23 protein-coding genes and 1 pseudogene are annotated in these 20,688 nt (G+C 67.0%); 19 read left to right on the plus strand and 5 right to left on the minus strand.

The window, feature by feature from the left end; genetic code table 11:
- The first annotated feature begins 24 nt into the window (after positions 1 to 24).
- From SJH88_RS02695 to SJH88_RS02715, 5 genes and pseudogenes are all read left to right on the plus strand, one after another.
- Positions 25 to 826, plus strand: a pseudogene (locus SJH88_RS02695) (YggS family pyridoxal phosphate-dependent enzyme).
- Complete coding sequence (locus tag SJH88_RS02700; RefSeq protein ID WP_274753545.1) at positions 823 to 1,539, plus strand: glutamine amidotransferase; 717 nt, start codon at positions 823 to 825, stop codon at positions 1,537 to 1,539. The pseudogene SJH88_RS02695 and the gene SJH88_RS02700 overlap by 4 nt, the downstream one beginning before the upstream one ends.
- A gap of 310 nt (positions 1,540 to 1,849) precedes the next feature.
- A complete protein-coding gene (locus SJH88_RS02705; protein WP_274753546.1) occupies positions 1,850 to 2,377 on the plus strand; it encodes a PfkB family carbohydrate kinase in 528 nt (175 codons plus the stop codon).
- Positions 2,374 to 2,649, plus strand: a complete 276-nt coding sequence (locus tag SJH88_RS02710; protein ID WP_024889575.1) for a hypothetical protein — start codon at positions 2,374 to 2,376, stop codon at positions 2,647 to 2,649. Before SJH88_RS02705 ends, SJH88_RS02710 begins: the two co-directional genes overlap by 4 nt.
- A 37-nt stretch (positions 2,650 to 2,686) precedes the next feature.
- On the plus strand, positions 2,687 to 3,595 hold the full coding sequence (locus SJH88_RS02715) for a LysR family transcriptional regulator (RefSeq protein WP_029578113.1): 909 nt from the start codon (positions 2,687 to 2,689) through the stop codon (positions 3,593 to 3,595).
- A gap of 103 nt (positions 3,596 to 3,698) precedes the next feature.
- Here the strand turns inward: SJH88_RS02715 and SJH88_RS02720 are convergent, their stop codons facing one another.
- On the minus strand, positions 3,699 to 4,586 hold the full coding sequence (locus tag SJH88_RS02720; protein ID WP_134552533.1) for a PhzF family phenazine biosynthesis protein: 888 nt from the start codon (positions 4,584 to 4,586) through the stop codon (positions 3,699 to 3,701).
- A 61-nt stretch (positions 4,587 to 4,647) separates the two neighbouring features.
- Complete coding sequence (locus SJH88_RS02725; RefSeq protein WP_020649383.1) at positions 4,648 to 5,307, minus strand: LysE family translocator; 660 nt, start codon at positions 5,305 to 5,307, stop codon at positions 4,648 to 4,650.
- Positions 5,308 to 5,492: 185 nt separating this feature from the next.
- On the opposite strand from SJH88_RS02725, the gene SJH88_RS02730 reads away from it, so the two are divergent.
- The 12 genes from SJH88_RS02730 to SJH88_RS02785 all read left to right on the plus strand — a co-directional run bounded on the left by SJH88_RS02730 (position 5,493) and on the right by SJH88_RS02785 (position 16,052).
- A complete protein-coding gene (locus SJH88_RS02730; RefSeq protein WP_024889571.1) occupies positions 5,493 to 6,104 on the plus strand; it encodes an RBBP9/YdeN family alpha/beta hydrolase in 612 nt (203 codons plus the stop codon).
- 2 nt (positions 6,105 to 6,106) lie between these two features.
- On the plus strand, positions 6,107 to 6,313 hold the full coding sequence (locus tag SJH88_RS02735; RefSeq protein WP_024889570.1) for a DUF1737 domain-containing protein: 207 nt from the start codon (positions 6,107 to 6,109) through the stop codon (positions 6,311 to 6,313).
- A gap of 13 nt (positions 6,314 to 6,326) precedes the next feature.
- A complete protein-coding gene (locus tag SJH88_RS02740; RefSeq protein ID WP_024889569.1) occupies positions 6,327 to 6,962 on the plus strand; it encodes a LysE family translocator in 636 nt (211 codons plus the stop codon).
- Between the two features lie 12 nt (positions 6,963 to 6,974).
- Positions 6,975 to 7,733, plus strand: a complete 759-nt coding sequence (locus SJH88_RS02745) for a sulfite exporter TauE/SafE family protein (RefSeq protein WP_034365203.1) — start codon at positions 6,975 to 6,977, stop codon at positions 7,731 to 7,733.
- Positions 7,734 to 7,947: 214 nt separating this feature from the next.
- A complete protein-coding gene (locus SJH88_RS02750) occupies positions 7,948 to 9,324 on the plus strand; it encodes a CoA transferase (RefSeq protein WP_274753547.1) in 1,377 nt (458 codons plus the stop codon).
- A 44-nt stretch (positions 9,325 to 9,368) separates the two neighbouring features.
- Positions 9,369 to 10,580 carry an MFS transporter gene (locus SJH88_RS02755; RefSeq protein WP_274753548.1) on the plus strand — a complete coding sequence of 404 codons (1,212 nt, stop codon included), beginning with the start codon at positions 9,369 to 9,371 and terminating at the stop codon, positions 10,578 to 10,580.
- 47 nt (positions 10,581 to 10,627) lie between these two features.
- Positions 10,628 to 11,170 carry an AAA family ATPase gene (locus tag SJH88_RS02760; RefSeq protein WP_271017691.1) on the plus strand — a complete coding sequence of 181 codons (543 nt, stop codon included), beginning with the start codon at positions 10,628 to 10,630 and terminating at the stop codon, positions 11,168 to 11,170.
- A gap of 204 nt (positions 11,171 to 11,374) precedes the next feature.
- The gene (locus SJH88_RS02765; protein WP_271017740.1) at positions 11,375 to 11,812 is read left to right on the plus strand and encodes a TIGR03757 family integrating conjugative element protein; all 438 of its coding nucleotides are present in this window, start codon (positions 11,375 to 11,377) and stop codon (positions 11,810 to 11,812) included.
- Complete coding sequence (locus SJH88_RS02770; RefSeq protein WP_271017690.1) at positions 11,809 to 12,759, plus strand: TIGR03756 family integrating conjugative element protein; 951 nt, start codon at positions 11,809 to 11,811, stop codon at positions 12,757 to 12,759. Before SJH88_RS02765 ends, SJH88_RS02770 begins: the two co-directional genes overlap by 4 nt.
- A gap of 11 nt (positions 12,760 to 12,770) precedes the next feature.
- A complete protein-coding gene (locus tag SJH88_RS02775; protein ID WP_009618111.1) occupies positions 12,771 to 14,168 on the plus strand; it encodes an integrating conjugative element protein in 1,398 nt (465 codons plus the stop codon).
- Positions 14,165 to 14,515 (plus strand): hypothetical protein, encoded by a 351-nt coding sequence (locus SJH88_RS02780; protein WP_031635005.1) that lies wholly within the window; start codon positions 14,165 to 14,167, stop codon positions 14,513 to 14,515. The genes SJH88_RS02775 and SJH88_RS02780 overlap by 4 nt, the downstream gene beginning before the upstream one ends.
- A gap of 13 nt (positions 14,516 to 14,528) precedes the next feature.
- Complete coding sequence (locus tag SJH88_RS02785; protein ID WP_274753549.1) at positions 14,529 to 16,052, plus strand: conjugal transfer protein TraG N-terminal domain-containing protein; 1,524 nt, start codon at positions 14,529 to 14,531, stop codon at positions 16,050 to 16,052.
- A 14-nt stretch (positions 16,053 to 16,066) separates the two neighbouring features.
- Here SJH88_RS02785 and SJH88_RS02790 read toward each other — a convergent pair whose 3' ends face one another.
- From SJH88_RS02790 to SJH88_RS02800, 3 genes are read right to left on the minus strand one after another with little or no spacing between them, the layout of a single operon-like run.
- On the minus strand, positions 16,067 to 16,438 hold the full coding sequence (locus tag SJH88_RS02790) for a DUF3742 family protein (protein WP_274753550.1): 372 nt from the start codon (positions 16,436 to 16,438) through the stop codon (positions 16,067 to 16,069).
- A 56-nt stretch (positions 16,439 to 16,494) separates the two neighbouring features.
- Positions 16,495 to 16,908: a putative toxin-antitoxin system toxin component, PIN family gene (locus SJH88_RS02795; protein ID WP_025513320.1), complete on the minus strand. Its 414-nt coding sequence runs from the start codon at positions 16,906 to 16,908 to the stop codon at positions 16,495 to 16,497.
- Entirely contained in the window at positions 16,908 to 17,126 is a 219-nt protein-coding gene (locus SJH88_RS02800; protein ID WP_095377336.1) for an AbrB/MazE/SpoVT family DNA-binding domain-containing protein, read from the minus strand. Before SJH88_RS02800 ends, SJH88_RS02795 begins: the two co-directional genes overlap by 1 nt.
- Positions 17,127 to 17,457: 331 nt before the next feature.
- Between SJH88_RS02800 and mobH the strand changes: the two genes are divergently transcribed.
- Positions 17,458 to 19,254 (plus strand): MobH family relaxase, encoded by a 1,797-nt coding sequence (gene mobH / locus SJH88_RS02805; RefSeq protein ID WP_274753551.1) that lies wholly within the window; start codon positions 17,458 to 17,460, stop codon positions 19,252 to 19,254.
- A 362-nt stretch (positions 19,255 to 19,616) separates the two neighbouring features.
- A complete protein-coding gene (locus tag SJH88_RS02810) occupies positions 19,617 to 20,573 on the plus strand; it encodes an IS5 family transposase (RefSeq protein WP_274753552.1) in 957 nt (318 codons plus the stop codon).
- Positions 20,574 to 20,688 lie beyond the last annotated feature (115 nt).

Raw genomic sequence — 20,688 nt, forward strand, 5'->3', positions numbered from 1 at the left:
AGCAGCACGGAGAACCCCTTGTCCATGAACGCGCAGACGCATCCCTGGCCCACCGCACACAGCGTCGAGGACTTTCGGCGCAATCTGGCGGCGGTGCATCGGCGCATCGCCGATGCCTGCTCCGCGCGGACGCGATCCGTCCGATGTGCGCCTGCTGCCGGTCAGCAAGACCGTGCCGGAGGAGCGCATCCGTCTGGCTTACGCCGCCGGCTGCCGCGACCTGGGTGAGAACAAGGTGCAGGAGGCGCAGCGCAAGGCCGAAGCGATGGTGGATCTCGCCGACCTGCGCTGGTCGGTCATCGGCCACCTGCAGACCAACAAGGCCAAGGTCGTGGCACGCTTCGCCAGCGAGTTCCAGGCCCTGGACAGCCTGCGTGTGGCGGAGGCGCTGGACCGTCGCCTGCAAGCCGAAGGGCGCGCGCTGGATGTGTTCGTGCAGGTCAATACCTCGGGCGAGGCCAGCAAGTTCGGCTTGCCGCCTTCCGAGGTGGCCGGCTTCGTCCGGGCGCTGCCGGGCTTCTCCGCCCTGCGCGTGCGAGGCCTGATGACACTGGCACTGCTGTCGGCCGATCCGGCGCGGGTCCGTCCCTGCTTCGTGCTGTTGCGCGAACTGCGTGATCGGCTGCGCCAGGAGGCGCCGGCGGGCATCGGCATGGACGAACTGTCGATGGGGATGTCCGGCGACTTCGAGCTGGCCATCGAGGAAGGCGCCACCGTCGTGCGCGTCGGCCAGGCCATCTTCGGCGCTCGCGCGACGCCGGACAGCCACTACTGGCCCGACGACGAGCGGGCTGCGACATCGACCGCATCGGAGCAGACCGCATGAAGACCGCCCTGGCCCTGCGCCACATCCATTTCGAAGACCTCGGCACACTCGAACCGCTGCTGCGCGAGCGTGGATTCGACGTGCGCTACCTCGACCCCGCGACCGACGACCTGGCCCGTGAGGAGGCCGCGGCAAGCGATCTTCTCATTGCACTGGGCGGGCCGATCGGCGCCTTCGACGAGCGGGCCTATCCCTTTCTTGCCGACGAACTGCGTCTGCTCGAACGGCGCTTGGCCAGCGGCCGGCCGCTGCTCGGCATTTGTTTGGGCGCGCAATTGATCGCGCGCCTGCTCGGCGCCGCCGTCGCCCCCATGGGCTTCAAGGAGATCGGCTTCGGCGCGCTGACGCTGACGGATGCGGGCCGCCGCTCGGTGCTGGCACCGCTGGCCGGCGTGCCGGTGCTGCATTGGCACGGCGACCGCTTCGAGCTGCCTGAGGGCAGTGAACTGCTGGCGAGCACCGAAAGCTGCGTGCAGCAGGCCTACGCGGTCGGCAACCGGGTGCTGGGTCTGCAGTTCCACCTGGAAGCCGATGCCAGCCGAATCGAACGCTGGCTGGTCGGCCATTGCTGCGAGCTGGGCCAGGCCGGCGTCGATCCGCGCACGCTGCGCGCGGATGCCGAGCGGCATGGGGCAACGCTGAAGGCTGCGGCCCACCGCACGATCGGCGCGTGGCTGGACCGGCAGCAGGACACGGGGGGGCGTCCTGAATGACGGTGACCCAACCTGTGCCCATCGATGTCATCAGCATCCAGTCCCAGGTGGTCTACGGGCGGGTCGGCAACAACGCGGCGATTCCCGCGTTGGAAGCCTGCGGGCTGCTTACGACCGCGGTGCCGACCGCGCTGCTCAGCAACACCCCGCACTATCCCTCGGTCCATGGCGGTGCGGTGCCCGACGCGTGGTTCGCTGGCTGGTTGGATGACCTGGAGGCGCGCGGCATCCCCGCGTGCGCTCGCGTTGTGCAGGTCGGCTTCCTCGGCGCGCGTCGCAGGCACGGATCCTCGCATCCTGGTGGTCGACGATGCGCGAGCGCCACCCGCAACTGCGCCTGCACCTGGATCCGGTCATTGGCGACTACGACCAAGGCGTGTATGCGGCGGCTGGCATGGCCGAGGCCTGGCGCACGCTGCTGATTCCAGAAGCCCACGGCCTCGTCCCCAATCGGTTCGAGCTGGAACAGGTCACCGGCAGAACGCTGCAGGGTCTGGCGGATTGCCGCGAGGCTGCCCGTGCGCTGTTGCGCGGCCCCACCCAATGGGTGGTGGTGACCAGTGTCCAGGATGATCCTGAAAGCGCCGTCGTCCAGACGCTGCTGGAGACGCGAGAGGGGGTATCGCGCCTCTTCGAGCATCCCCGCGTGCCCTGCGTGGTGAAAGGGGCCGGCGACTACTTCGCCGCGCGCCTGACCGGCCATTGCCTGCTTGGCATAGAGATGCCTCAGGCCGTCGAGCGCGCCTGCGGCGAAACCGCCGAGCAACTGACCCGCACCCGGCGCCTGGGCTGGGAGGAAATGGCCATCCACGCTATGGCCGGGAGCGTCCGGCCATGAATGCCTACCGCCTCGTGATTTCCCGGCATAGCCGGCTGCTGGGTCAGTTCGACAGCGAAACGCCCTGGGCGGGCGACGCGATCCGCGACCTGCTACAGCGACTTCCCGAATGCGATGGCTATCGCACCGAACTGTTCGTCGCGCGCGAAGAGCGCCGATTGCTCGAAAGCGGTCCTGGCGGCCTGAAGGTCCTCGGCCGCGAGCTCTTGTTCCAACCCTTGCCGATCACGGCGCTGCTGTCTGGCACGGCGCCCGAGGAGCCGCTCGCGTGAATCAAGCTCCCGGCCTCATGTACGCGTAGGTGGCGCGATGGAGCTGCGACACCTGCGCTGTTTCGTGGCAGTGGCCGAGGAACTGCACTTCACGCGTGCGGCGGTGCGGCTCCATATCGAGCAGTCTCCGCTGTCGCGCACCATCCGGGAGCTGGAGTCTGACCTCGGCGCCACGCTGTTCGAGCGCAATCGGCGCGGCACCCAGCTCACCTGGGCGGGCCAGGTCCTGCTGGAAGATGCCCGCCGCGTGTTCGCGGTGCTGGAACAGGCACGAACCAACGTCCGGGCCGCCGCCACGGGCTATCGCGGCATGCTGCGCCTCGCGCTGTCGGACGGTATCGCGCAGACACGCCTCGCGGCACTCCTGGCCCTGTGCCGGGAGGAGGAGCCCGATGTGGAAATCCGCCTGTTCGAGACGCCGCTCGCATCGCAAGTGCGCGGGTTGCGCGACGACACTTTCGATGCCGGGTTTGCGCAGTCTGACGAGGCTGGAGAGGGCATCCTGTGCGAGGCGGTCTGGTCCGATCCCATCCTGGTGGCCATTCCGACGCGCCATCCTTTGCTGGCCTTCAGGCAGGTCCCTCTGGATGAACTGCTGCGCTATCCCCTGATCAAGTGCCACCCGGAAACCTGCGAGGGTGCGTACCGGCAGATCAAACGGCTGCTCCGGACGGCCGCCATCCAGCCCCGGATCGCAGAGCGGGTCGCGACACTGGAATTGATGCTGACGCTGGTGGCCGCGGGCTACGGACTGGGTTTCGCCACGGCGGCGCAGATTTCGGTCTGCCGTCATCCCGAGGTCATTGCGCGGCCCCTGTCGGACCCGTCGGCATGCATGACCACCTACTTGTTGCGGCCGGACAGTGAGCCCTCGGAACCGCTGCAGCACTTCATCGAACGCGCCATGCTCTCGCGCGACGACAGTCCCGCCGTCGATCCGATCTAGCCCTGGGCAACCGCGTTCCTCGCAGCGCAGACCTTCGTCGGGGACGCCGCGCAGGTGCCATGGCAAGCCATGGGCGACCGAGCGGCTGAACGTGCCGCCGCGTCTACAGATGCAGGGTGCCGCTGGCGACGGTCACGGCCTGGCCACCGACGCGCACCGTCAATTCGTCGCCGTTTCGGGTCCATTCGACGTGGATCAGGCCATCGCGTCCCATCTCGATGCCTTGCTCCGCAAGGTAGCCACCCTGGAGAGCCGATGCGTGCCGGTGCCTTGCCAGGAATGCCGCGACACACCCGTTTCCAGACCCGCAGACGGGGTCCTCGGCCACGCCTTCGCCTGGCGCAAACGTGCGCAGGCGCAAGCGTACCGGCGCGTCGGCCTCGTGCTCGGCAAAGACGGTCACGCCGACGGCACCCGATGCGCGGCAGCGTTCGGCGATGCGAGGCAGGTTGGGACGCAGGGACGCCAGGGCGGCGACGCTGCGCAGCTCGGCGATCAGCCACGGGATGCCGGTGGAGACGACTTCTACCGGCATCGCGGCCAGCATGTTCGCATCGCAGCCCAGCAGAGCCGACATTTCCCCAGGACCGATGGCCGTGTTGCGGAACTGCGGGCTGGCCTGGGTCATCCAGTAGATCGGCGAGCCCTCGGTCGGAACGACTTCGACAGGCACGATGCCGATGCCGCAGGCCTGCCGCAGCAGACTTGCATCGACCAGATCGCCACGGTGCGCACGCACCGCGCTCGCAGTGGCGATGGTGGGGTGCCCCGCGAACGGCAGCTCGCTGGAGGGCGTGAAGATGCGCACCCGATAGTCGGTGTCGGGCGATTCCGGGGCCAGCACGAAGACCGTCTCGGACAGGTTCATCTCGCGCGCGATCCGCTGCATGGTCCGCGCATCGAGGTCGTCGGCATCGAACACGACGGCAGCCGGGTTGCCCCTGAGCGGCTGGCTCGTGAACACATCGACTTGCAGGAAGGATTTGTTCATCGCTTCTCCAGGTTCGGTCGCACCGCCTGTGCTCGGTTGCGTGCGCGTGGCCGGGAATGAATCACGCGGCCAGGGCCTTGGCGCCGCTCGACGGTCTCCACAAAAGAATCCATGCGGCGAATCCGAGGAAGCCGATGCCCGCCAAGCGCGTGCAGCGCTGGCGCCAGACGGAAGTGCCCAATGCTCCCCGCACCCGGCTTGCAATGGCGGCATAGCCGGTCAAGGTGGCGCCGCTGAGGATCACGAAGATCGCGGTCAGGCCCATGAACTGAGGGATGAGCGCCTGGTCGGCCCGGATGAACTGGGGGAAGAAGGCGGTGAAGAAGAGAATCGACTTCGGATTGGATGTCGCCACCAGGAATCCTTCCTTCGCCAGCGCGAAGGCCTGCACCGGCCCTGCGTCATGGGCACCGGCGTCCGGCGGCCGTGTGTGTCTGCCCTGCACAAGCAGGCGAAGACCGAGGTACGCCAGGTAGGCGGCGCCGGCCAGCCGCAGTGCGGTCATCGCGTGGGCGGATGCAAGCAGGAACAGGCCGACGCCCCACGCGGCCGCCGCGGAAACCACGAGCAACCCCAACATGTTGCCCAGCGTCGACCACAGGCTCGCGACCACGCCCTGGCGAGCGCCATTGCGCATCGCCAGCAGGATGGCCGGGCCGGGCGTAAGGATGGACAGCCAGGCCGCCAGGACGTAGGAAATCAGGAGCGGGATATCGGACATGGCGAACTCGGGGGGCTTCTTCGTCGGTTGTGAAGGAAGTGCACTTCGACGATAGCCAAGGCCATTCGAGCTGACCATTGAGCTTTTCTCGACGCTTGCTGAGACCTTCTCACTCGGCAATTCGACGCATCGGTCTTAAGGTTTCCAGCCAGACAACCTCACCCCGGATATCCGCGCACGCCACCATGAGCCACCTTCAGACCGTTCGCCTCTTGATGCTTCCCGGTATCGGCAATTCCGGGCCGGAGCATTGGCAGACGCGCTGGGCGTCGCGCCAGGAGCATGGCCGGCGATTCCAGCCTGCCGACTGGGACAGGCCGGACCTGGCCGACTGGCTGCAGGCACTCGATGCGGCTATCGACGAGTGCGGTGCGCCCGTCGTCTTGGTCGCACACAGCCTTTCGTGCCTGCTCGTCGCGCACTGGGCATCGCGGCCGGGAATCGGAGAAGACATCCAGCATCGGATCGCCCAGGTCCGGGGCGCCTTCCTGGTTGCCGTCCCTGACCCCGGCGCACCGGCGTTTCCAGGCGAGGCGAGCGAGTTCGGCCCGCCACCGACCGAACCCCTGCCGTTTCCCGCACTGGTGGTCGCCAGCAGCGACGACCCCTATGGCTCGCCGGAGCACGCCCGGCGCATGGCCATGGGCTGGGCAGCGGGATGCTTGGAAGTCGGCGCCCTCGGGCATATCAATGCCGCCAGCGGCGTGGGCGACTGGGACACCGGCTGGCATCTGCTGCAGGCATTCGGAGCGGGGCTGCGCGTCCAGATGCCGGCATCGAATCGACCGGGAGCATGAGCATGCGCGCGTACCGCTACCTGACCGGCATCGACGACGCGGCGTTCTGCCACCGCGTCACCGCGGCCCTGAACAGCGGCTGGGAGCTGTATGGCGCGCCGAGCCTGACCTACGACGCGGCGCGTGGCGCAGTGATCTGCGGCCAGGCCATCGTCAAGACCATCGAATCGACGACGTACAGCGAGTCACTGGACTTGTCTGTGCTCTGACGGAGATCCCCCAATGGATGCATCGACTGCGATCCTGGGCTTCACGCTGACGGCGCTGCTGCTCACCTTGACCCCCGGCCTGGACACGGCGCTGGTACTTCGCACGGCCGCTGTGGAAGGGGGGCGCAAGGCGATGAGGGCGGGCGGCGGCATCGTGACCGGCGTGCTGATCTGGGGGCTGATCGCGGCCCTCGGGCTCGGCGCGGTGCTCGCGGTCTCCCGACTCGCCTACACCCTGCTGCAGATCGCGGGCGCGGCCTATCTGCTCTGGCTCGGCTGGAAGCTGATCTCTGGCGCGCTCAAGAGCCGGCCGACGCTGCCCGCAGACGATCCGCCGCTCGTGCGTGGCGAGCGCTGGTTCCTGCGCGGTCTGCTGACGAATCTGCTCAATCCCAAGGTCGGGGTGTTCTACGTGAGCCTCCTGCCACAGTTCGTTCCCGCCGATGTGCCGGTGGTCGCGTTCAGCGTGCTGTTGGCCGGCATCCACGCCGCGATGGGACTGCTCTGGTTCGCCGCACTGGTGCTGGCCACGCGGCCCCTGGCACGCTGGCTGCGCCGGCCCACGGTGATGCGCTCGCTCGATGCGCTCACCGGCCTGGCACTGATGGGGTTTGGCCTGCGTCTGGCCCTGTCCAGGCCGACGAGCTGAGGTGCGAGCGGAATGGACATCGGAACCTTCCTGCTGCTGGCCGGTGCCGGCATGATCGGCGGCATCTGCAATGCGGTGGCCGGCGGCGGCACATTCTTCACCTTTCCCGCGCTGCTGGCTGCCGGCGTACCACCCGTGGTGGCCAACGCCACCAGCGCGGTGTCGATCTGGCCGGGGCATGCGAGCAGTCTGCTCGGCTATCGCAGCGAACTCGGGCGCCACCGCGCCGCGTTGCGGCGCAGCCTGCCCGTGGTCGGTGCCGGTTCGCTGGTGGGCGCCGCACTGTTGGTGTTCACCGGAGATGCACAGTTCAGCCGTCTGGTGCCGTGGCTGATCCTCGTCGCGACCGTTCTGTTCGCCCTGGGGCCCTGGCTGCGCCAGGCCATCGAGCGGCATGCTCGCGGTCAGGTGCCGCACCTGGTGGCGGCGGGGGCGGAGTTCCTGACCGCACTCTATGGCGGCTACTTCGGCGCCGGCCTGGGCATCATGCTGATGGCGATCCTGACCTTGCTGGGTGTGCGCGATGTCCAGGAGGCCAACGCCGTCAAAAATGCGATGGCTACCGTCGTGACCAGTGCCGCGGTGATGCTCTTCGTCGCCACCGGGTCCATCGCCTGGACGCAAGGCAGTGCGGTCCTGCTGGGCGCGATCGTGGGGGGCTATACCGGCGCGCGGTTGGCGCGCTGGATTCCGCCGCTGGCGCTGCGTTGGACGATCGTGGCGACCGGCCTGGCGCTCTCTGCGTACTTCGGGCTGAAGGCGGGCGCATGATGGATCGATTGCAGCGGGCGCGCGACGCCCACGCCTGTGCGAATACGGCGCTCCCCGGCATCGCCAATGGCGCGCGATGCTGCTTTCCGCGGTCCGCTGCGTTTGCGGACAACGCGGCGCCGACCCTGCCTCCCGCCTGGATCTGCCAACCCGACTCGGCCGACGGGGTAGCGTGTCGATTTAGTTGGCGAACTTTCTGTGAGGAGTCCATTCGATGAATCCACTCGATGCACTGACTGCGCTCTGGTCGCTGGGCGGGCTGCCGCCGCAGGCGCTGGCCGGGATCGCGCTGACGGGCAGCGACCCGGTGTTCCCCTCGTCCTTCGCCGTCGGCACCGCCGCGCAGACCAGCATTGCCGCGGCTGCGCTCGCCGCCTGCGAACTCGGCCATGAGCGGGGTGCTCCGCGCCAGCGTGTCGCCGTGGACATGGCTCACGCCGCCGCCGAATGCACCGGCTGGTTCACGCTCGACGGCCAGGAGCCCGAGCTGTGGGACCCGTTCGCCGGCCTGTACCGCTGCGCCGATGGCTACGTGCGTGTACACACCAACTTCCCGCACCACCGCGATGGCGCGCTGCGCCTGCTGGGCCTGGACCCCGCAACTGCCACACGCGCCGACGCAGAGCAGGCCCTGCGGGGTTGGAAGGCGCTGGACTTCGAGCAGGCCGCGGCCGACCACGCGCTGGTGGCCACGGCGTTGCGCAGCTTCGCCGAGTGGGATGCCACGCCCCAGGGTCAGGCGGTGGCCTCGCAACCCTTGATGACCATCACCCGAATCGCCGATGCGCCACCGCGCGCACTGCCGCCCCTGGCGGCCGATGAGCGGCCGCTCGCCGGCCTGCGCGTGCTCGACCTCACGCGCATCCTGGCCGGCCCCGTCGGTGGGCGGGCGATGGCGTCGTTCGGCGCGGACGTGATGCTGGTCAACTCACCGAACCTGCCCAACATCGCCGCTATTGCCGAAACCAGCCGCGGCAAGCGCTCGGCGCACATCGACCTGCGCAGCGAGGCCGGGCGCGAAGCGCTGTGGCAGCTCCTGGAAGACGCCCACGTGTTCTCGCAGGGGTACCGGCCCGGCGGCCTGGCCGCGCTCGGCTTCTCGCCCGAGGCCCTGGCCGCGCGCCGGCCCGGCATCGTCGCCGTGTCGCTGACCGCCTACGGCACGCAAGGGCCCTGGGCCGACCGGCGCGGTTTCGATTCGCTGGTGCAGACGGCAATGGGCTTCAACCACGCCGAGGGCGAGGCGGCGGGCGACGGCAAGCCGCGCGCGCTGCCGATGCAGATCCTCGACCAGGCCAGCGGCTTCCTGATGGCTTTCGGCGCCGCCGCCGCGCTGTGGCGACAGTCGCGCGAAGGGGGAAGCTGGCACGTGCAGGTGTCGCTGGCGCAGACCGGGCACTGGCTGCGCGGGCTGGGGCGCATCGAAGAGGGTCTGCGGGCCGGCAGGCCGGACCTCAGCCCCTGGCTCGCCGACGAAGTCTCCGGCTTCGGCCTGCTGCGCGCCGTGCGCCCCAGCGCGCAAATGGCGCGAACACCGGCCGGCTATGCGCGACCGTCAGTGCCGCCGGGAACGGATCGCCCGAACTGGTGAGAGCTTGTCCGCAAGCCGAGAGTTGATACGGCCGGACCCCTTGAATGAGCAATATCCCAGGTCACCCCGGCGATGCATCGCGTGCCGCACCGATGCCTGCCACGTCAGCCTTGCCCTCCCATCTGCTGTGGACCATTGCCCTGGCGGCGGGCGCATCCGTGGCCAACAGCTACTACAACCAGCCGCTTCTCGGCGAATTGAGCCGGGAGTTCGCGCTCTCTGCGGGGACCGTGACCTGGCTGCCCGTGCTCACCCAGGCGGGCAATGCCCTGGGCGTGCTGTTCCTGGCACCACTGGGTGACCGCCTGGAGCGCAAGTCGCTCATCCTGCGAACGCTGGCGGCGCTGGTGCTCTCCCTGGTGCTGGCAGCCGCGTCCTCCGGCTTCGTTCAATTGGCACTGGCGAGCCTCGCCGTGGGTTTGTGCGCCACCGTGGCGCAACAACTGGTTCCCTTGGCCATCCACCTGGCACCCTCCCACCGCAAGGGGCAGGTGCTCGGCGTGGTGACGGGCGGCATCCTGATCGGCATCCTGACGGCCCGTGTGGTGAGCGGCTGGATGACCGAGCTTTGGGGCTGGCGGTCCGTCTTCGGCTTTTCTGCGGCACTGATGCTGGTACTGGGCTTTCGGCTGGCATGGACGCTGCCGGTGGTACCACCGTCCTCCGATCTCGGCTATGGACGATTGCTGCTGTCGATGTGGCATTTGGTGCGCAAGCACGCTTCCTTGCGCCAGGCTGTGGCCGTCCAGTTCCTGCTGTTTGCCAGCATGATCGGCTTCTGGGCAACGTTCGCGCTCTGGCTGGAGCGGCCGCCACTGCAGCTCGGCGCGGTATCCGCCGGCCTGTTCGCGCTGGTCGGCGTGTGCGGCGCGTTGGCTGCACCGGCGGCTGGCCGGTTTGCCGACCGACGCGGACATGACGCAGTCGTTCGTGCAGGCGCGGTGGGAACCGCAACGGCATTTGCCGTGCTGTACCTGGGAGGCTCATCGATCCCCGCACTCGTCCTCGGCATCTTCTTGCTCGACGTGGCCGTGCAGTCGGCCCAGGTGGCGAACCAGACCATGGTCTATGCATTGGATGCGGGTGCGCGCAGCCGGCTGAACACCGTGTTCATGGGCACGATGCTGCTTGGCGGGGCCTTCGGCGCTGCTGCAGGCGGGTGGGCCTTCACCGCGCATGGATGGGCCGGGGTCTGCGCCTTTGGCATGCTCAGCACCACCATTGCGTGGGGCCTGTCTCTTCGGCTAAACCAATGATGACAAGTGAATTGACAAACCGTCTGCTTGTCGAAGCAAACCCTGACATGACGCCGATGCCACCTCAGGTGGTCATATCGGGGTGCTCCGGCGGCGGCAAGTCGACCTTGCTCGGGGAACTGCGGCGGCGTGGTCATGCGACCGTCGCCGAACCCGGGCGGAGGATCATCGCCGAGCAGATTCGACAGGGCGGCAACGCCCTGCCGTGGACCGACCTCGCGGCCTTTCTGCGCGAGGCGCTGCGCGTCGCCGCCATGGATCTCGAAGGCGCGGCACGGGACGCTGGTCCGGTCTTCTTCGACCGTGGGCTAATCGACGCAGCCGCAGCGCTTCAGCGACTGTTCGGTGTACCTCTGTCGGAAAGCCTGGGCGAATCCCGCCCCTATGGGCGGCTCGTGTTCCTCGCTCCGCCCTGGCCGGACATCTATTGCGCCGACGAGGCGCGGCGGCACGGCTTTCCCGAGGCTGAGGCGGAATACGCCCACCTGGATGCAACCTACCGGGCACTCGGCTACGAAGTCAGGTTGCTTCCGCGCGCCAGTGTGGCCGAACGGGCCGACTTCGTTCTCCAAGCGATTCATCGCTGCTGAAGGCGAGACCGACTTGTGGCGGCCGCCTTGGCTGTCGATCCGAACGCGGCCTTGTCGCAGGCGCACTCGCAGGCACCGTTTGGGGTGATCACGCGATGACAGGGATGGCGAAAACGGGATGAGGCGGTCTCCGGATTGTTTGTCGTGTCGAAGCCGGATTTCGGTTCGACTGTCACCGGATTGGCTTCCCTCCGGTGTTGTCTCATGGACTCTTGCGCTGTTCCTCATGCCACTCGCACCCGCCCAGCATGGTTTGCTGCGGGCATTGCCATCCTGACGTTGGCCACCCGCGCCGCCGCGGCGGAAGTATGGGTCGTTACCGACTCGCATCATCCGGTCCTTGGCCAGGCTGACCGACACCTCATCTTGGACGCGGCCGCGGTGCTCGAAGCGGAGCTGGCCGACAACCTGCCCACCGATCCTGAGCGCGCCAGCGCCATCGTCCAGCAACGCCTGAAGCTGGGCGGTACAGACCTGCAGCGAAGGATCGGCACCGCCTACCAGGGCGTTGCCGATGCCTGGAGCCTTGGCGTCGCCAAGGTTCCGGCCATCGTGGTGGATCGCCGATACGTGGTCTATGGCGAGACGGACGTGGCCCGTGCGGTTTCCCGCATCGACCAATACCGGAGGACGCAGCCATGACGAGGCGTCCGTTCGCACCATCCCGGCGCCAGCGGTTGGCCACCGCAGCGCTGTTGCTGGGGTGTTCCGCATCGTCCTTTGCACTGAACACCGCCACCATCGTGGCCTCCACCCTGTCGCCGGATTGCCTGGAGTACCGCGTCACCGGCATCTGCTACTGGCTCTATTGCACCTGGACGGGATGCACCGTGCGCACCTCGGTCAAGGTGCGCCACTACATCCCGGATGCCGTGGTGTCGAGCTACTCGAACACCGGCGAGAACCCTTGGGTCGAGGTGCGGGCGATGAGCCTGCCGAACCCGACCGCGAAGGCCGGCGGCGACGGCACCACCAACGAGGATCACGAGAACAACCTGGCGAAGTTCAAGAACGCCGACGTCATCGGCCATCCCGGTGGCCATGTGTTCAGCCAGTTCGCCAGCGCGTCCGGCTACACCTGCGAGGGCGCCGGCACCGCCTTCATGCCCTATCTGCTGAGCACGCTCGACACGCTGGCATGGCGCTACAACATCCCCGAGGCGCTGTATCCGGAAGCACTGATTCCCGGCCGGCGCGAGATCGGCACGCGCACGGCCATGAATCTCTGGGGCAACGTCTATCCACGTGGCGGCTTCCTGCACCAGGTGGATGACCACAAGGCCGCAGCCGTGGTCGCCCAGCGCGCGGGTGACATCGTGACGCGTCGCAACCAGATCCACGTCTACCAACCGCTGCTCGCCAGTTCGCGCGATGGCTACTGGCCGGCCGGCGCCCTGATGGAAACCGATGCCGCCACGGGCAAGTGGCAGGAGCTGACCCCCACGCTGTCCAGCAGTTGCGCGGTATTCCCGCACGGCAATGCCAAGGTGCAGGCCCGGCAAGGCGACTACGCCTGGGCATTGTGGCGTCCTTATAGCTGCTGCCAGCGCCGCGGCCAGGTGTTCCTCGGCAGCGTCGATTTCCTGTGAGACCCGATGCCATGACGACTTCATTTCCGAGCGCCCGTCGATTTCTGTACGTCGCATTGGCCGTTGTCGCAGCGTTGTGCTACTCCAGCGCCGGGGCGCAGACCAGCGTCAACGAGTACGGCGTCCAGCATCAAGGCAGCGTGATAGGCGACGACGTGCTCTACAGCATTGGGGGCGGCCGCGCGGTGTCCATGAGCGGTGCGGCCAACATGCACTCCATCGGCGTTGGCGTCGGCTGGAACAGCAACCTGATCTGTGGCGACATGAGCATCACCACCACGCTGCAGAACCAGTTGAACGGCATCACCAATGGCTTCCAGGCCATCATGTCCTCGGTGATCCAGAACGCCACCGCTGCCGTGGCGTCGCTGCCCGCCTTGATCATCCAGCGCGCCGATCCAGGGCTGTACAACCTGTTGACCAATGGGGTGCTGCAAGCCAGGCTGGATTTCGATCGCAGCAAGCTGACCTGCCGTGCCATCGCCAATCGCATGGCCGACATGGCGGGTGGGCAGCTCGGCTGGGACCAGCTCGCCGAAGGCATGGCGCTGAAGCAGGCCGTCGCGAGCACCGATGCGGTCTCAGCGATCGACGACGCCGAGGCGAACCGTGGCAACAATGGCGTGCCGTGGGTCGGCGGAGACAACGCTGGCGGCGCGGGCCAACGTCCGGTGCGTGTGGTCGGCGACGTGACCCGCGCCGGCTACAACCTGCTCAATGGCCGTGGCGTCGGCGATGCCAGTTCGATTCCGCAAGCCAGTTGCAGCGGCAACCTGGCATGCCAGACCTGGAGTTCGCCCGATGCCGCCGCAGCCTGGGCCATTCGCGTGCTGGGCGAGCAGGAGCAGCGCACCTGCGATGCATGCACCAAGACCGTTACCACGCCGGGCGTTGGCCTGACCCCGCTGATTCAGGAGGAATACGAGGACAAGCTGCAGGCCCTGCAGGAGCTGGTCGCCGGCAGCCGTCCGACCACGGCGCAGAACCTGCAGGCTGCGAGCAGCGCGTCGCTGCCCATCACCCGTGGCGTGATCGAGGCGCTGCGCGACGAGACGGACCAGGACATCCTGGCTCGGCGCCTGGCCTCGGAGGTTGCGCTGGCCAGCGTGCTGGAGAAGGCGCTGCTGCTGCAACGCACGCTGCTGACCGGGCGCAAGGAGCCCAACGTGGCCGCCAACGAACTGGCCCAGAAGGCCGTCACCCACGAAAGCGACATCCTCGATCGCGAGATTCACAACCTGAAAGCAGAGCTGGAGCTGCGCCGCGAACTGGCCAGCAACTCGCCGATGGCGATCATCCAGCGCCACAGCACCCGCGCCGCCGGTGCGCGTGGCATCTACGAGGGTGACCCGGTGCGCAATCGGGTCGATGAACTGCAGCGGCCGCCGTCCGGCGGAAGCCATCCATGAGTGCCGCCGGGCGGTGCCTGCGCTGGCTGTCCAGCCAGCGCGCCATCCTGGTGCTGGTGTGGACGGTGTCGCTGCTGATCGCCGCGACCGCCGTCAATGTGGTCGGCATCCGCATCGCGGGCGGCATCGAGGGCTGGCAGCGCTGGATGGCGGCGCAATCCGGGGCCTTCCTGGCCTGGCGGTTGTTGCTGTATGCCGCCACCGCCTGGGGTTGGCTGTGGATGCGACGTCGCCTGCGCGCGCGGGAACCGGAGCGCGCTGCCGGGCAGCGGCTGCTGCGCGCGGAGATTGCGGCCATCGTCGCCGTGATCGTGCTGGAAGCCAGCCTGCTGATGCAGGCACGGTAGCGCGGGGTTCGCCATGACGCTGTACACCACCGACTACCTGGAGTACTACCTGACGCTGGTGTCCTGGGTGGTCCACAACGGCATCTGGTCGGTGCTGGTCGCCAGCGGCGTGTTCGCCGTCCCGTTCCTGGCGATCGTCATCCAGGAATGGTTGAAGGCCCGCGCGGAAGGCGCGGACGAAGGCAACAAGGGCGTGCTGTCCTCGGCTCGCATCGAGAACCGCGTCTTCGTCGCCATCGTGGTGATCATGTTCGCGGGCATTCCCTTCATCGACGTCGATTTCAACACCATCAAGTACGACCGTTCGCGCTCGACGCAATGCCAGGTAAGCGTCCCGGAGCCGACCGATACCGGCTGGTCGCAATCGTTCAGCACGATCAACAACCAGTCGGCCAAGGTGCCGGTGTGGTGGTTCGCCATGCACGCGATCTCGCGCGCGATCACCGGCGCCTCGGTCGCGGCCATTCCCTGCGGCACCGACCTGCGGCAGATCCGCATGGACATCGACGCGACTCGCATCGACGACCCGGTGCTGGCCCAGGAGGTCAGCGATTTCACCCGCGACTGCTATGGCCCCGCCCGCGCCAAGCTGTTCATGACCCGGCCCAGCCTGAGCGAGGAGCAGATGCACGACGTCACCTGGATCGGCTCCAGCTACTTCGTCGGCACCGCCGGCTTCTACGACAGCTACCGCTCCAGGACACCTCGCGATGCCTGGCCGTTCGACGCCACGCGCGACGCCGGCCTGGCCCAGGTGCCCGGCGGGGGCGGCTACCCGACCTGCCGGCAGTGGTGGTCCGACGGCGGCCACGGCCTGCGGGCACGACTGCTGGCCCAGGTCGATCCCAACCTGCTGACGCGACTGGCCGGCTGGGCGGGCTTCCTGAGCCAGGCCGAGGTCAACGACTCGGTGATCCGCGCCGTCGCAAGCCCTCGCCAGCAGAAGCTCAACCAGGGAGCGGTCTACACGGACTACGGTGGCCAGATCGACATGACGCTGCCCAACATCGTCACCCGCGCCGCCAGCGACGTGGGGCTGACCGTCGGATCACTGGGCTATTTCCCGGCGATGGACGTGGTGCGGCAGGCGCTGCCGATGGTGCTGTCCCTGCTCAAGATGGCGCTGGTCATCTGCATCCCGCTGGTGCTGCTGATCGGCACCTATGACCTCAAGACCGTGGTCACGGTGAGCGTGGTGCAGTTCGCGCTGTTCTTCACCGACTTCTGGTTTCAGCTCGCCCGCTGGATCGACTCGACGATCCTCGATGCGCTCTACGGCTGGGGGTGGGGCTGGAACCGGCCGCACACGAACTTCGATCCGCTGGTGGGCCTCAACAACACCTTCGGAGACATGCTGCTGAACTTCGTGATGGCCACGATGTTCTTGATCTTGCCCACGTTCTGGGTGGCGGCATTGGCCTGGGCTGGTATCCGTGCAGGCAACGTGCTTCAAGGATTGAGTACTGGCACGCGGGATGCCGGACAAGCCGGTGGCAGGGGCGGCGGCTTGATGATCGGTGCGGCCAAGCAGAAATAGCTCCAACCGCCGGTTCAATCGTCTTCGAATCGTGGATCTGGGTCATCGCTGTAGTTGATGGGGTCGTAGGCAAGGCTTTCGCGATGATCCAACTCTTCGGCCTTGCGTCCGAGGAAATCATCGTCGCCTTGCGGCGCTTGCTCCGCCATCCTGGCTGCCACAGCGAGAGCGACCAGCAACAGCGCCGCCCAGACCGCGACGTACAGCAACACCCCGAGGGTCGCCAGCTTGACCACCCAGATCAGCACCCTTGCACCGCCTGCCGGCAGTCCCTGCGCCATCAGCCACCGATGCACCCGACGCTCCGCGCGCAGGCAACCGCCCCATACACCGCCCAGCCAGCGGCCGAGTCGTGCTGCGGTGGTCATGCGTGCGGTGTGCTTCATGGTTGGCTACCTCATGGTCGTTCCACGGTCGTTGGGCAAGGCCGTGCCGGTTTCCTTCATGCCTGCCGCGCCGCGAATGCTTCGGCGGTCATGATCAAGCCAGGAAAGTCCTCTCGCATGGCGAGAATGTCCGCATCCCCCGTGATCAACGCATCCGCCTTGCCGACATGCGCGAGCACTAGGAACACCTGGTCCTTCTCGTCGCGGCAGACCGGCAGGTCTGGCCATGGCGCCGGCAGTTCCACCACATCGGCGTAGGGCAGAAAGTCCGCCAGCAACTCCTGCTGTTCCGAGGTCGACAGCTTGAACTTGGGATAGGCCAGGACGCGCAGGAGTTCACTGGCCGTCTCCCGGCAGACCAGCGGCTGCAACTGCTGGTGCTGCCACGCGTGGCGTATCCAGGCCAGGCGTCCGGCACTGAAGATCAGCGCCGACAGCACGATGTTGGTGTCAAGGACGACCCTGCGCATCACTGCCGTGCCCAGGCCACGGCGTCCTCGACGTCCTGCTCGGTAATCCCGAGTTGCTCCAGCTTCTCGCGCACAGCCTGGGCCTTCTGGACGCGCACGGGGGTCAGGACGATCCGGCCACTCTCCACGGTCACGTCGAAGTACTCCGCCGCATCCACGCCGGACACGGCCGCCTTGGGCAGTGTGATCTGATTTTTCGAAGTGAGCTTGGCAAGCATGGGAGGCCTCCGTAAGTTTCAAAGGAAATCTTACTTCCTTACTTCATTCTCGACAAGCATGCCTTCGAGCGCAGGGGTTTCAGGGCCTGCTGCGCTTTCAGCGCCGGTTTAAACGGCCTGATCCGGTGAAAACACAGTGCTTGTTCCGCCCGATCCTGGAGCGCACCGGCTCCGCATTGATTGCGGCACACGAAGCCGACTGCCCCTATATCAAAGGGCTTGTCGAAGGCCAAAGGGCTGGGGATGGAGCAAGGGAATGGCCTCAAGGGGAAAGGCCCTACCCGAAAAGGCCAAAAGGCTCCTACGGCCAGCCCATCACCAGGATGTCGCCATGCTTTCGCTGTTCCAGCGCAAACGGGTGCCGCTGGCCACCGCCGCCGCGCCACCTCCTGTCGAGCCTGCCAAAGGGCTGACGCCACCGCAGTCGGCCACATCGCTGCTGGCGGAGCCGCGCCGGCAGCGGCTGCTGGAACACATCTGGCAGCGCACCTCGCTGTCGCGTCGGCAGTTCCGCTCGCTGTACCTCGCGCCGCTGGAGCGCTACGCCGAGCTGGTCCAGCAGTTCCCGGCCTCGGAGGCGCATCACCATGCCTGGCCGGGCGGCATGCTGGACCACGGCCTGGAGATCGTGGCCTACGCGCTCAAGCTGAGGCAGTCCCACTTGCTTCCGGCCGGCGCCTCACCCGAGGCCCAGGCCGCGCAAGCCGAGGCCTGGACCGCCGGGACCGCCTACGCCGCGCTGCTGCACGACATTGGCAAGATCGCGGTCGACCTGCACGTCGAGCAGGCCGATGGCGTGGTCTGGCACCCCTGGCACGGGCCGCTGCGGCAGCCGTACCGCTTTCGTTACCGGACGGATCGCGAGTACCGGCAGCATGGCGCCGCCACGGGACTGCTCTACACCCGTGTGCTCGATGCCGGCATCCTCGACTGGCTGAGCGACTACCAGGACCTGTGGTCGGCGCTGCTGTACGTGCTGGCGGGTCAGTACGAGCATGCCGGCACGCTGGGAGAGCTGGTCGTCAAGGCTGACCAGGCATCGGTGGCCCTGGCGCTCGGCGGTGATCCGGCCAGGGCGATGGCGGCGCCGAAGCATGCGTTGCAGCGCAAGCTGCTGGATGGTCTGCGCTACCTGCTGCGCGAGGAATTCAAGCTGAACCAGCCTGGCGGCCCGTCGGATGGGTGGCTGACCCCGGAGGCACTCTGGCTCGTCAGCAAGACGGTCAGCGACAAGCTGCGCGCACACCTCCTGTCGCAGGGCATCGAAGGCATTCCGTCGAACAACACCGCCGTCTTCACGGTGCTCCAGGACCATGGCATCGTGCAGCCCGCCCCGGATGGGAAGGCGATCTGGCGGGCTACCGTCACGAGCGGCAACGGCTGGTCGCACAGCTTTACCTTCCTGCGCCTGTCGCCGGCCTTGATCTGGGAGTCGGGCGAGCGTCCCGCACCGTTCGCCGGCACGGTCACGACGGAAGAGGCCCTCCCTGGCGATGAGGCAGCGCCGGCCTCCGCCGGCATCCCGGCCACCTCACCGCCCCCTGGAGTGGCGGATTGCCCGGCCGGGATCGCGGACCCGGTCTCCGATCTGCTGTCGGTGCTTGATACGTCCGACGCAGCCACCACCAGTGCATCGTCCGCCAGCGCGGAACCCCCATCACCATCCGCCGCCGCAACTGCGGCAGTGACTCATTTGTCGCCGACCAGTCCTGCCACCATGCCGGCTCCCGCGAAGTCCACGCCGTCCGGGGAAGACTTCATTGCCTGGCTCAAGCAAGGCATCGAATCGCGCAAGCTCATCATCAACGATGCGAAGGCACTGGTGCATACCGTCGATGGCACGGCGTACCTGGTCAGCCCCGGCGTTTTCCAGCGCTACGTGCAGGAACATCCGGAGATCCAGGTGCTGGCCCGGCAGGACAATCTGCACGACTGGCAATGGGTGCAGAAGCGCTTCGAGAAGCTGGGACTGCACCGCAAACAGGACAGCGGCCTGAACATCTGGACCTGCGATGTCACCGGACCGCGCAAGTCGCGGCGGTTGCACGGCTATCTGTTGGCGGAGCCTTCGGCATTGTTCGCGGAAGTCCCGCCGGACAACCCCTACCTGTCTCTGACACGCAAGTAGACGTACCGTCCTGTAGACAGCAGGCATCAATGCGCCTGCCTGCGGAGTATGTTCTGAATGCCATCGAGTCGGCTCGGGTCGCCTAGACGGGCTAGCGGCGAATGGATCACCCAGTTCCTGGGGAGGTCATCGGCAACTGCTTCGTCGGATTCTTCGTGGTTGGCATACGTTCCCCCGGTGTTCATCGCATGCCTCGCACATAAAATTCCTGCCGGCTCCCCGTGGTCGACAACATGCACCTTTATGTTGAGGTTGATCACGTGTTAAAGGCTATTTCCAAGTCGGGAGTTTCTAAGGACTCGCTTCAAAACCCCGGGCAACTGCCCTGTTGCTGAAGGCACGGCATTGGCACGATGGCGGGCATGACACAGACAAGCCTCGGGTTGGATTGGACGAACAAGCGCACGCGCAAGCGCGAGTTCTTGGGGGAGATGGAACGGGTGGTGCCGTGGTCTGCGCTGGTGGCGCTGATCGAGTCACATAGCCCGCGAGCCAAGACGGGTCGCCCACCGTTTCCCATCGAGACCATGCTGCGCATCCACTTCATGCAGAACTGGTTCACCTTCGGCGACCAGGTGATGGAAGAGGCACTGATCGACACGCCGCTGTACCGTGAGTTCGCGCGACTCAACGTCGATGCGGACCGGCTGCCCGATGCCATCACGATCCTGCGCTTTCGCCACCTGCTGGAGCGCCACGGGCTGGCCCAGCAGATGTTCGTGGCCGTCAACGAGCTGCTGGCCGCCAAGGGTCTGGTGGTCAAGAGCGGCACGGCGGTGGACGCCACCATCATCAATGCACCGAGCTCGACCAAGAACAGCAGCGGCCAGCGTGACCCAGATATGCACCAGACCAAGAAGGGGCAGCAGTGGTACTTCGGCATGAAGGCCCATGTGGGCACGGATCTGGGGACGGGTGTCGTTCATAGCCTGGTAACCACGTCGGCCAATGCTGCCGACGTGACGCAGGTTGATGGCTTGCTGCACGGTCAGGAAACAGATGTGTTTGCCGACGCGGGCTACCAGGGTGCGGCGCGATGGACGCGCGCCAAGGTGCGGTGGCACATTGCGATGCGCCCAGGCAAGCGCAGAGCCTTGGATACGGGCACAGAGAAGGACCGGCTGATCGACGAGTTGGAACGCGTAAAGGCTCGCATCCGGGCGAAGGGCGAACACGCCTTTCGCGTCATCAAGCGTCAGTTCGGTTTCACCAAGGTCAGCTACCGGGGACTGGCCAAGAACACGGCCAAGTTGCACACGCTGTTCATGCTGGGCAATCTGTGGATGCTGCGCAAGCGGCCGCAGTTGTGCGGGGCATGAGTGCGTCCGCAGGCACCGAGGCGGGCGCCTGGGGTCTGTGAATTGACACTGTGGCCGTGCTAAATCACCTCCATGCGCATGATTCGACACCCTTTGCGCCCACATCTTTCAGCAA

It is taken from the genome of Comamonas sp. GCA5, from assembly GCF_036541385.1.
Taxonomy (GTDB): domain Bacteria; phylum Pseudomonadota; class Gammaproteobacteria; order Burkholderiales; family Burkholderiaceae_C; genus Comamonas; species Comamonas aquatica.

Excerpts from the sequence above, each read along its gene's own strand:
- SJH88_RS02700 (WP_274753545.1), top strand. The coding sequence starts at position 823 with ATGAAGACCGCCCTGGCCCTGCGCCACATCCATTTCGAAGACCTCGGC.
- SJH88_RS02705 (WP_274753546.1), top strand. The coding sequence starts at position 1,850 with ATGCGCGAGCGCCACCCGCAACTGCGCCTGCACCTGGATCCGGTCATT.
- SJH88_RS02710 (WP_024889575.1), top strand. The coding sequence starts at position 2,374 with ATGAATGCCTACCGCCTCGTGATTTCCCGGCATAGCCGGCTGCTGGGT.
- SJH88_RS02715 (WP_029578113.1), top strand. The coding sequence starts at position 2,687 with ATGGAGCTGCGACACCTGCGCTGTTTCGTGGCAGTGGCCGAGGAACTG.
- SJH88_RS02720 (WP_134552533.1), bottom strand. The coding sequence starts at position 4,586 with ATGAACAAATCCTTCCTGCAAGTCGATGTGTTCACGAGCCAGCCGCTC.
- SJH88_RS02725 (WP_020649383.1), bottom strand. The coding sequence starts at position 5,307 with ATGTCCGATATCCCGCTCCTGATTTCCTACGTCCTGGCGGCCTGGCTG.
- SJH88_RS02730 (WP_024889571.1), top strand. The coding sequence starts at position 5,493 with ATGAGCCACCTTCAGACCGTTCGCCTCTTGATGCTTCCCGGTATCGGC.
- SJH88_RS02735 (WP_024889570.1), top strand. The coding sequence starts at position 6,107 with ATGCGCGCGTACCGCTACCTGACCGGCATCGACGACGCGGCGTTCTGC.
- SJH88_RS02740 (WP_024889569.1), top strand. The coding sequence starts at position 6,327 with ATGGATGCATCGACTGCGATCCTGGGCTTCACGCTGACGGCGCTGCTG.
- SJH88_RS02745 (WP_034365203.1), top strand. The coding sequence starts at position 6,975 with ATGGACATCGGAACCTTCCTGCTGCTGGCCGGTGCCGGCATGATCGGC.
- SJH88_RS02750 (WP_274753547.1), top strand. The coding sequence starts at position 7,948 with ATGAATCCACTCGATGCACTGACTGCGCTCTGGTCGCTGGGCGGGCTG.
- SJH88_RS02755 (WP_274753548.1), top strand. The coding sequence starts at position 9,369 with ATGAGCAATATCCCAGGTCACCCCGGCGATGCATCGCGTGCCGCACCG.
- SJH88_RS02760 (WP_271017691.1), top strand. The coding sequence starts at position 10,628 with ATGACGCCGATGCCACCTCAGGTGGTCATATCGGGGTGCTCCGGCGGC.
- SJH88_RS02765 (WP_271017740.1), top strand. The coding sequence starts at position 11,375 with ATGGACTCTTGCGCTGTTCCTCATGCCACTCGCACCCGCCCAGCATGG.
- SJH88_RS02770 (WP_271017690.1), top strand. The coding sequence starts at position 11,809 with ATGACGAGGCGTCCGTTCGCACCATCCCGGCGCCAGCGGTTGGCCACC.
- SJH88_RS02775 (WP_009618111.1), top strand. The coding sequence starts at position 12,771 with ATGACGACTTCATTTCCGAGCGCCCGTCGATTTCTGTACGTCGCATTG.
- SJH88_RS02780 (WP_031635005.1), top strand. The coding sequence starts at position 14,165 with ATGAGTGCCGCCGGGCGGTGCCTGCGCTGGCTGTCCAGCCAGCGCGCC.
- SJH88_RS02785 (WP_274753549.1), top strand. The coding sequence starts at position 14,529 with ATGACGCTGTACACCACCGACTACCTGGAGTACTACCTGACGCTGGTG.
- SJH88_RS02790 (WP_274753550.1), bottom strand. The coding sequence starts at position 16,438 with ATGAAGCACACCGCACGCATGACCACCGCAGCACGACTCGGCCGCTGG.
- SJH88_RS02795 (WP_025513320.1), bottom strand. The coding sequence starts at position 16,908 with ATGCGCAGGGTCGTCCTTGACACCAACATCGTGCTGTCGGCGCTGATC.
- SJH88_RS02800 (WP_095377336.1), bottom strand. The coding sequence starts at position 17,126 with ATGCTTGCCAAGCTCACTTCGAAAAATCAGATCACACTGCCCAAGGCG.
- mobH (WP_274753551.1), top strand. The coding sequence starts at position 17,458 with ATGCTTTCGCTGTTCCAGCGCAAACGGGTGCCGCTGGCCACCGCCGCC.
- SJH88_RS02810 (WP_274753552.1), top strand. The coding sequence starts at position 19,617 with ATGACACAGACAAGCCTCGGGTTGGATTGGACGAACAAGCGCACGCGC.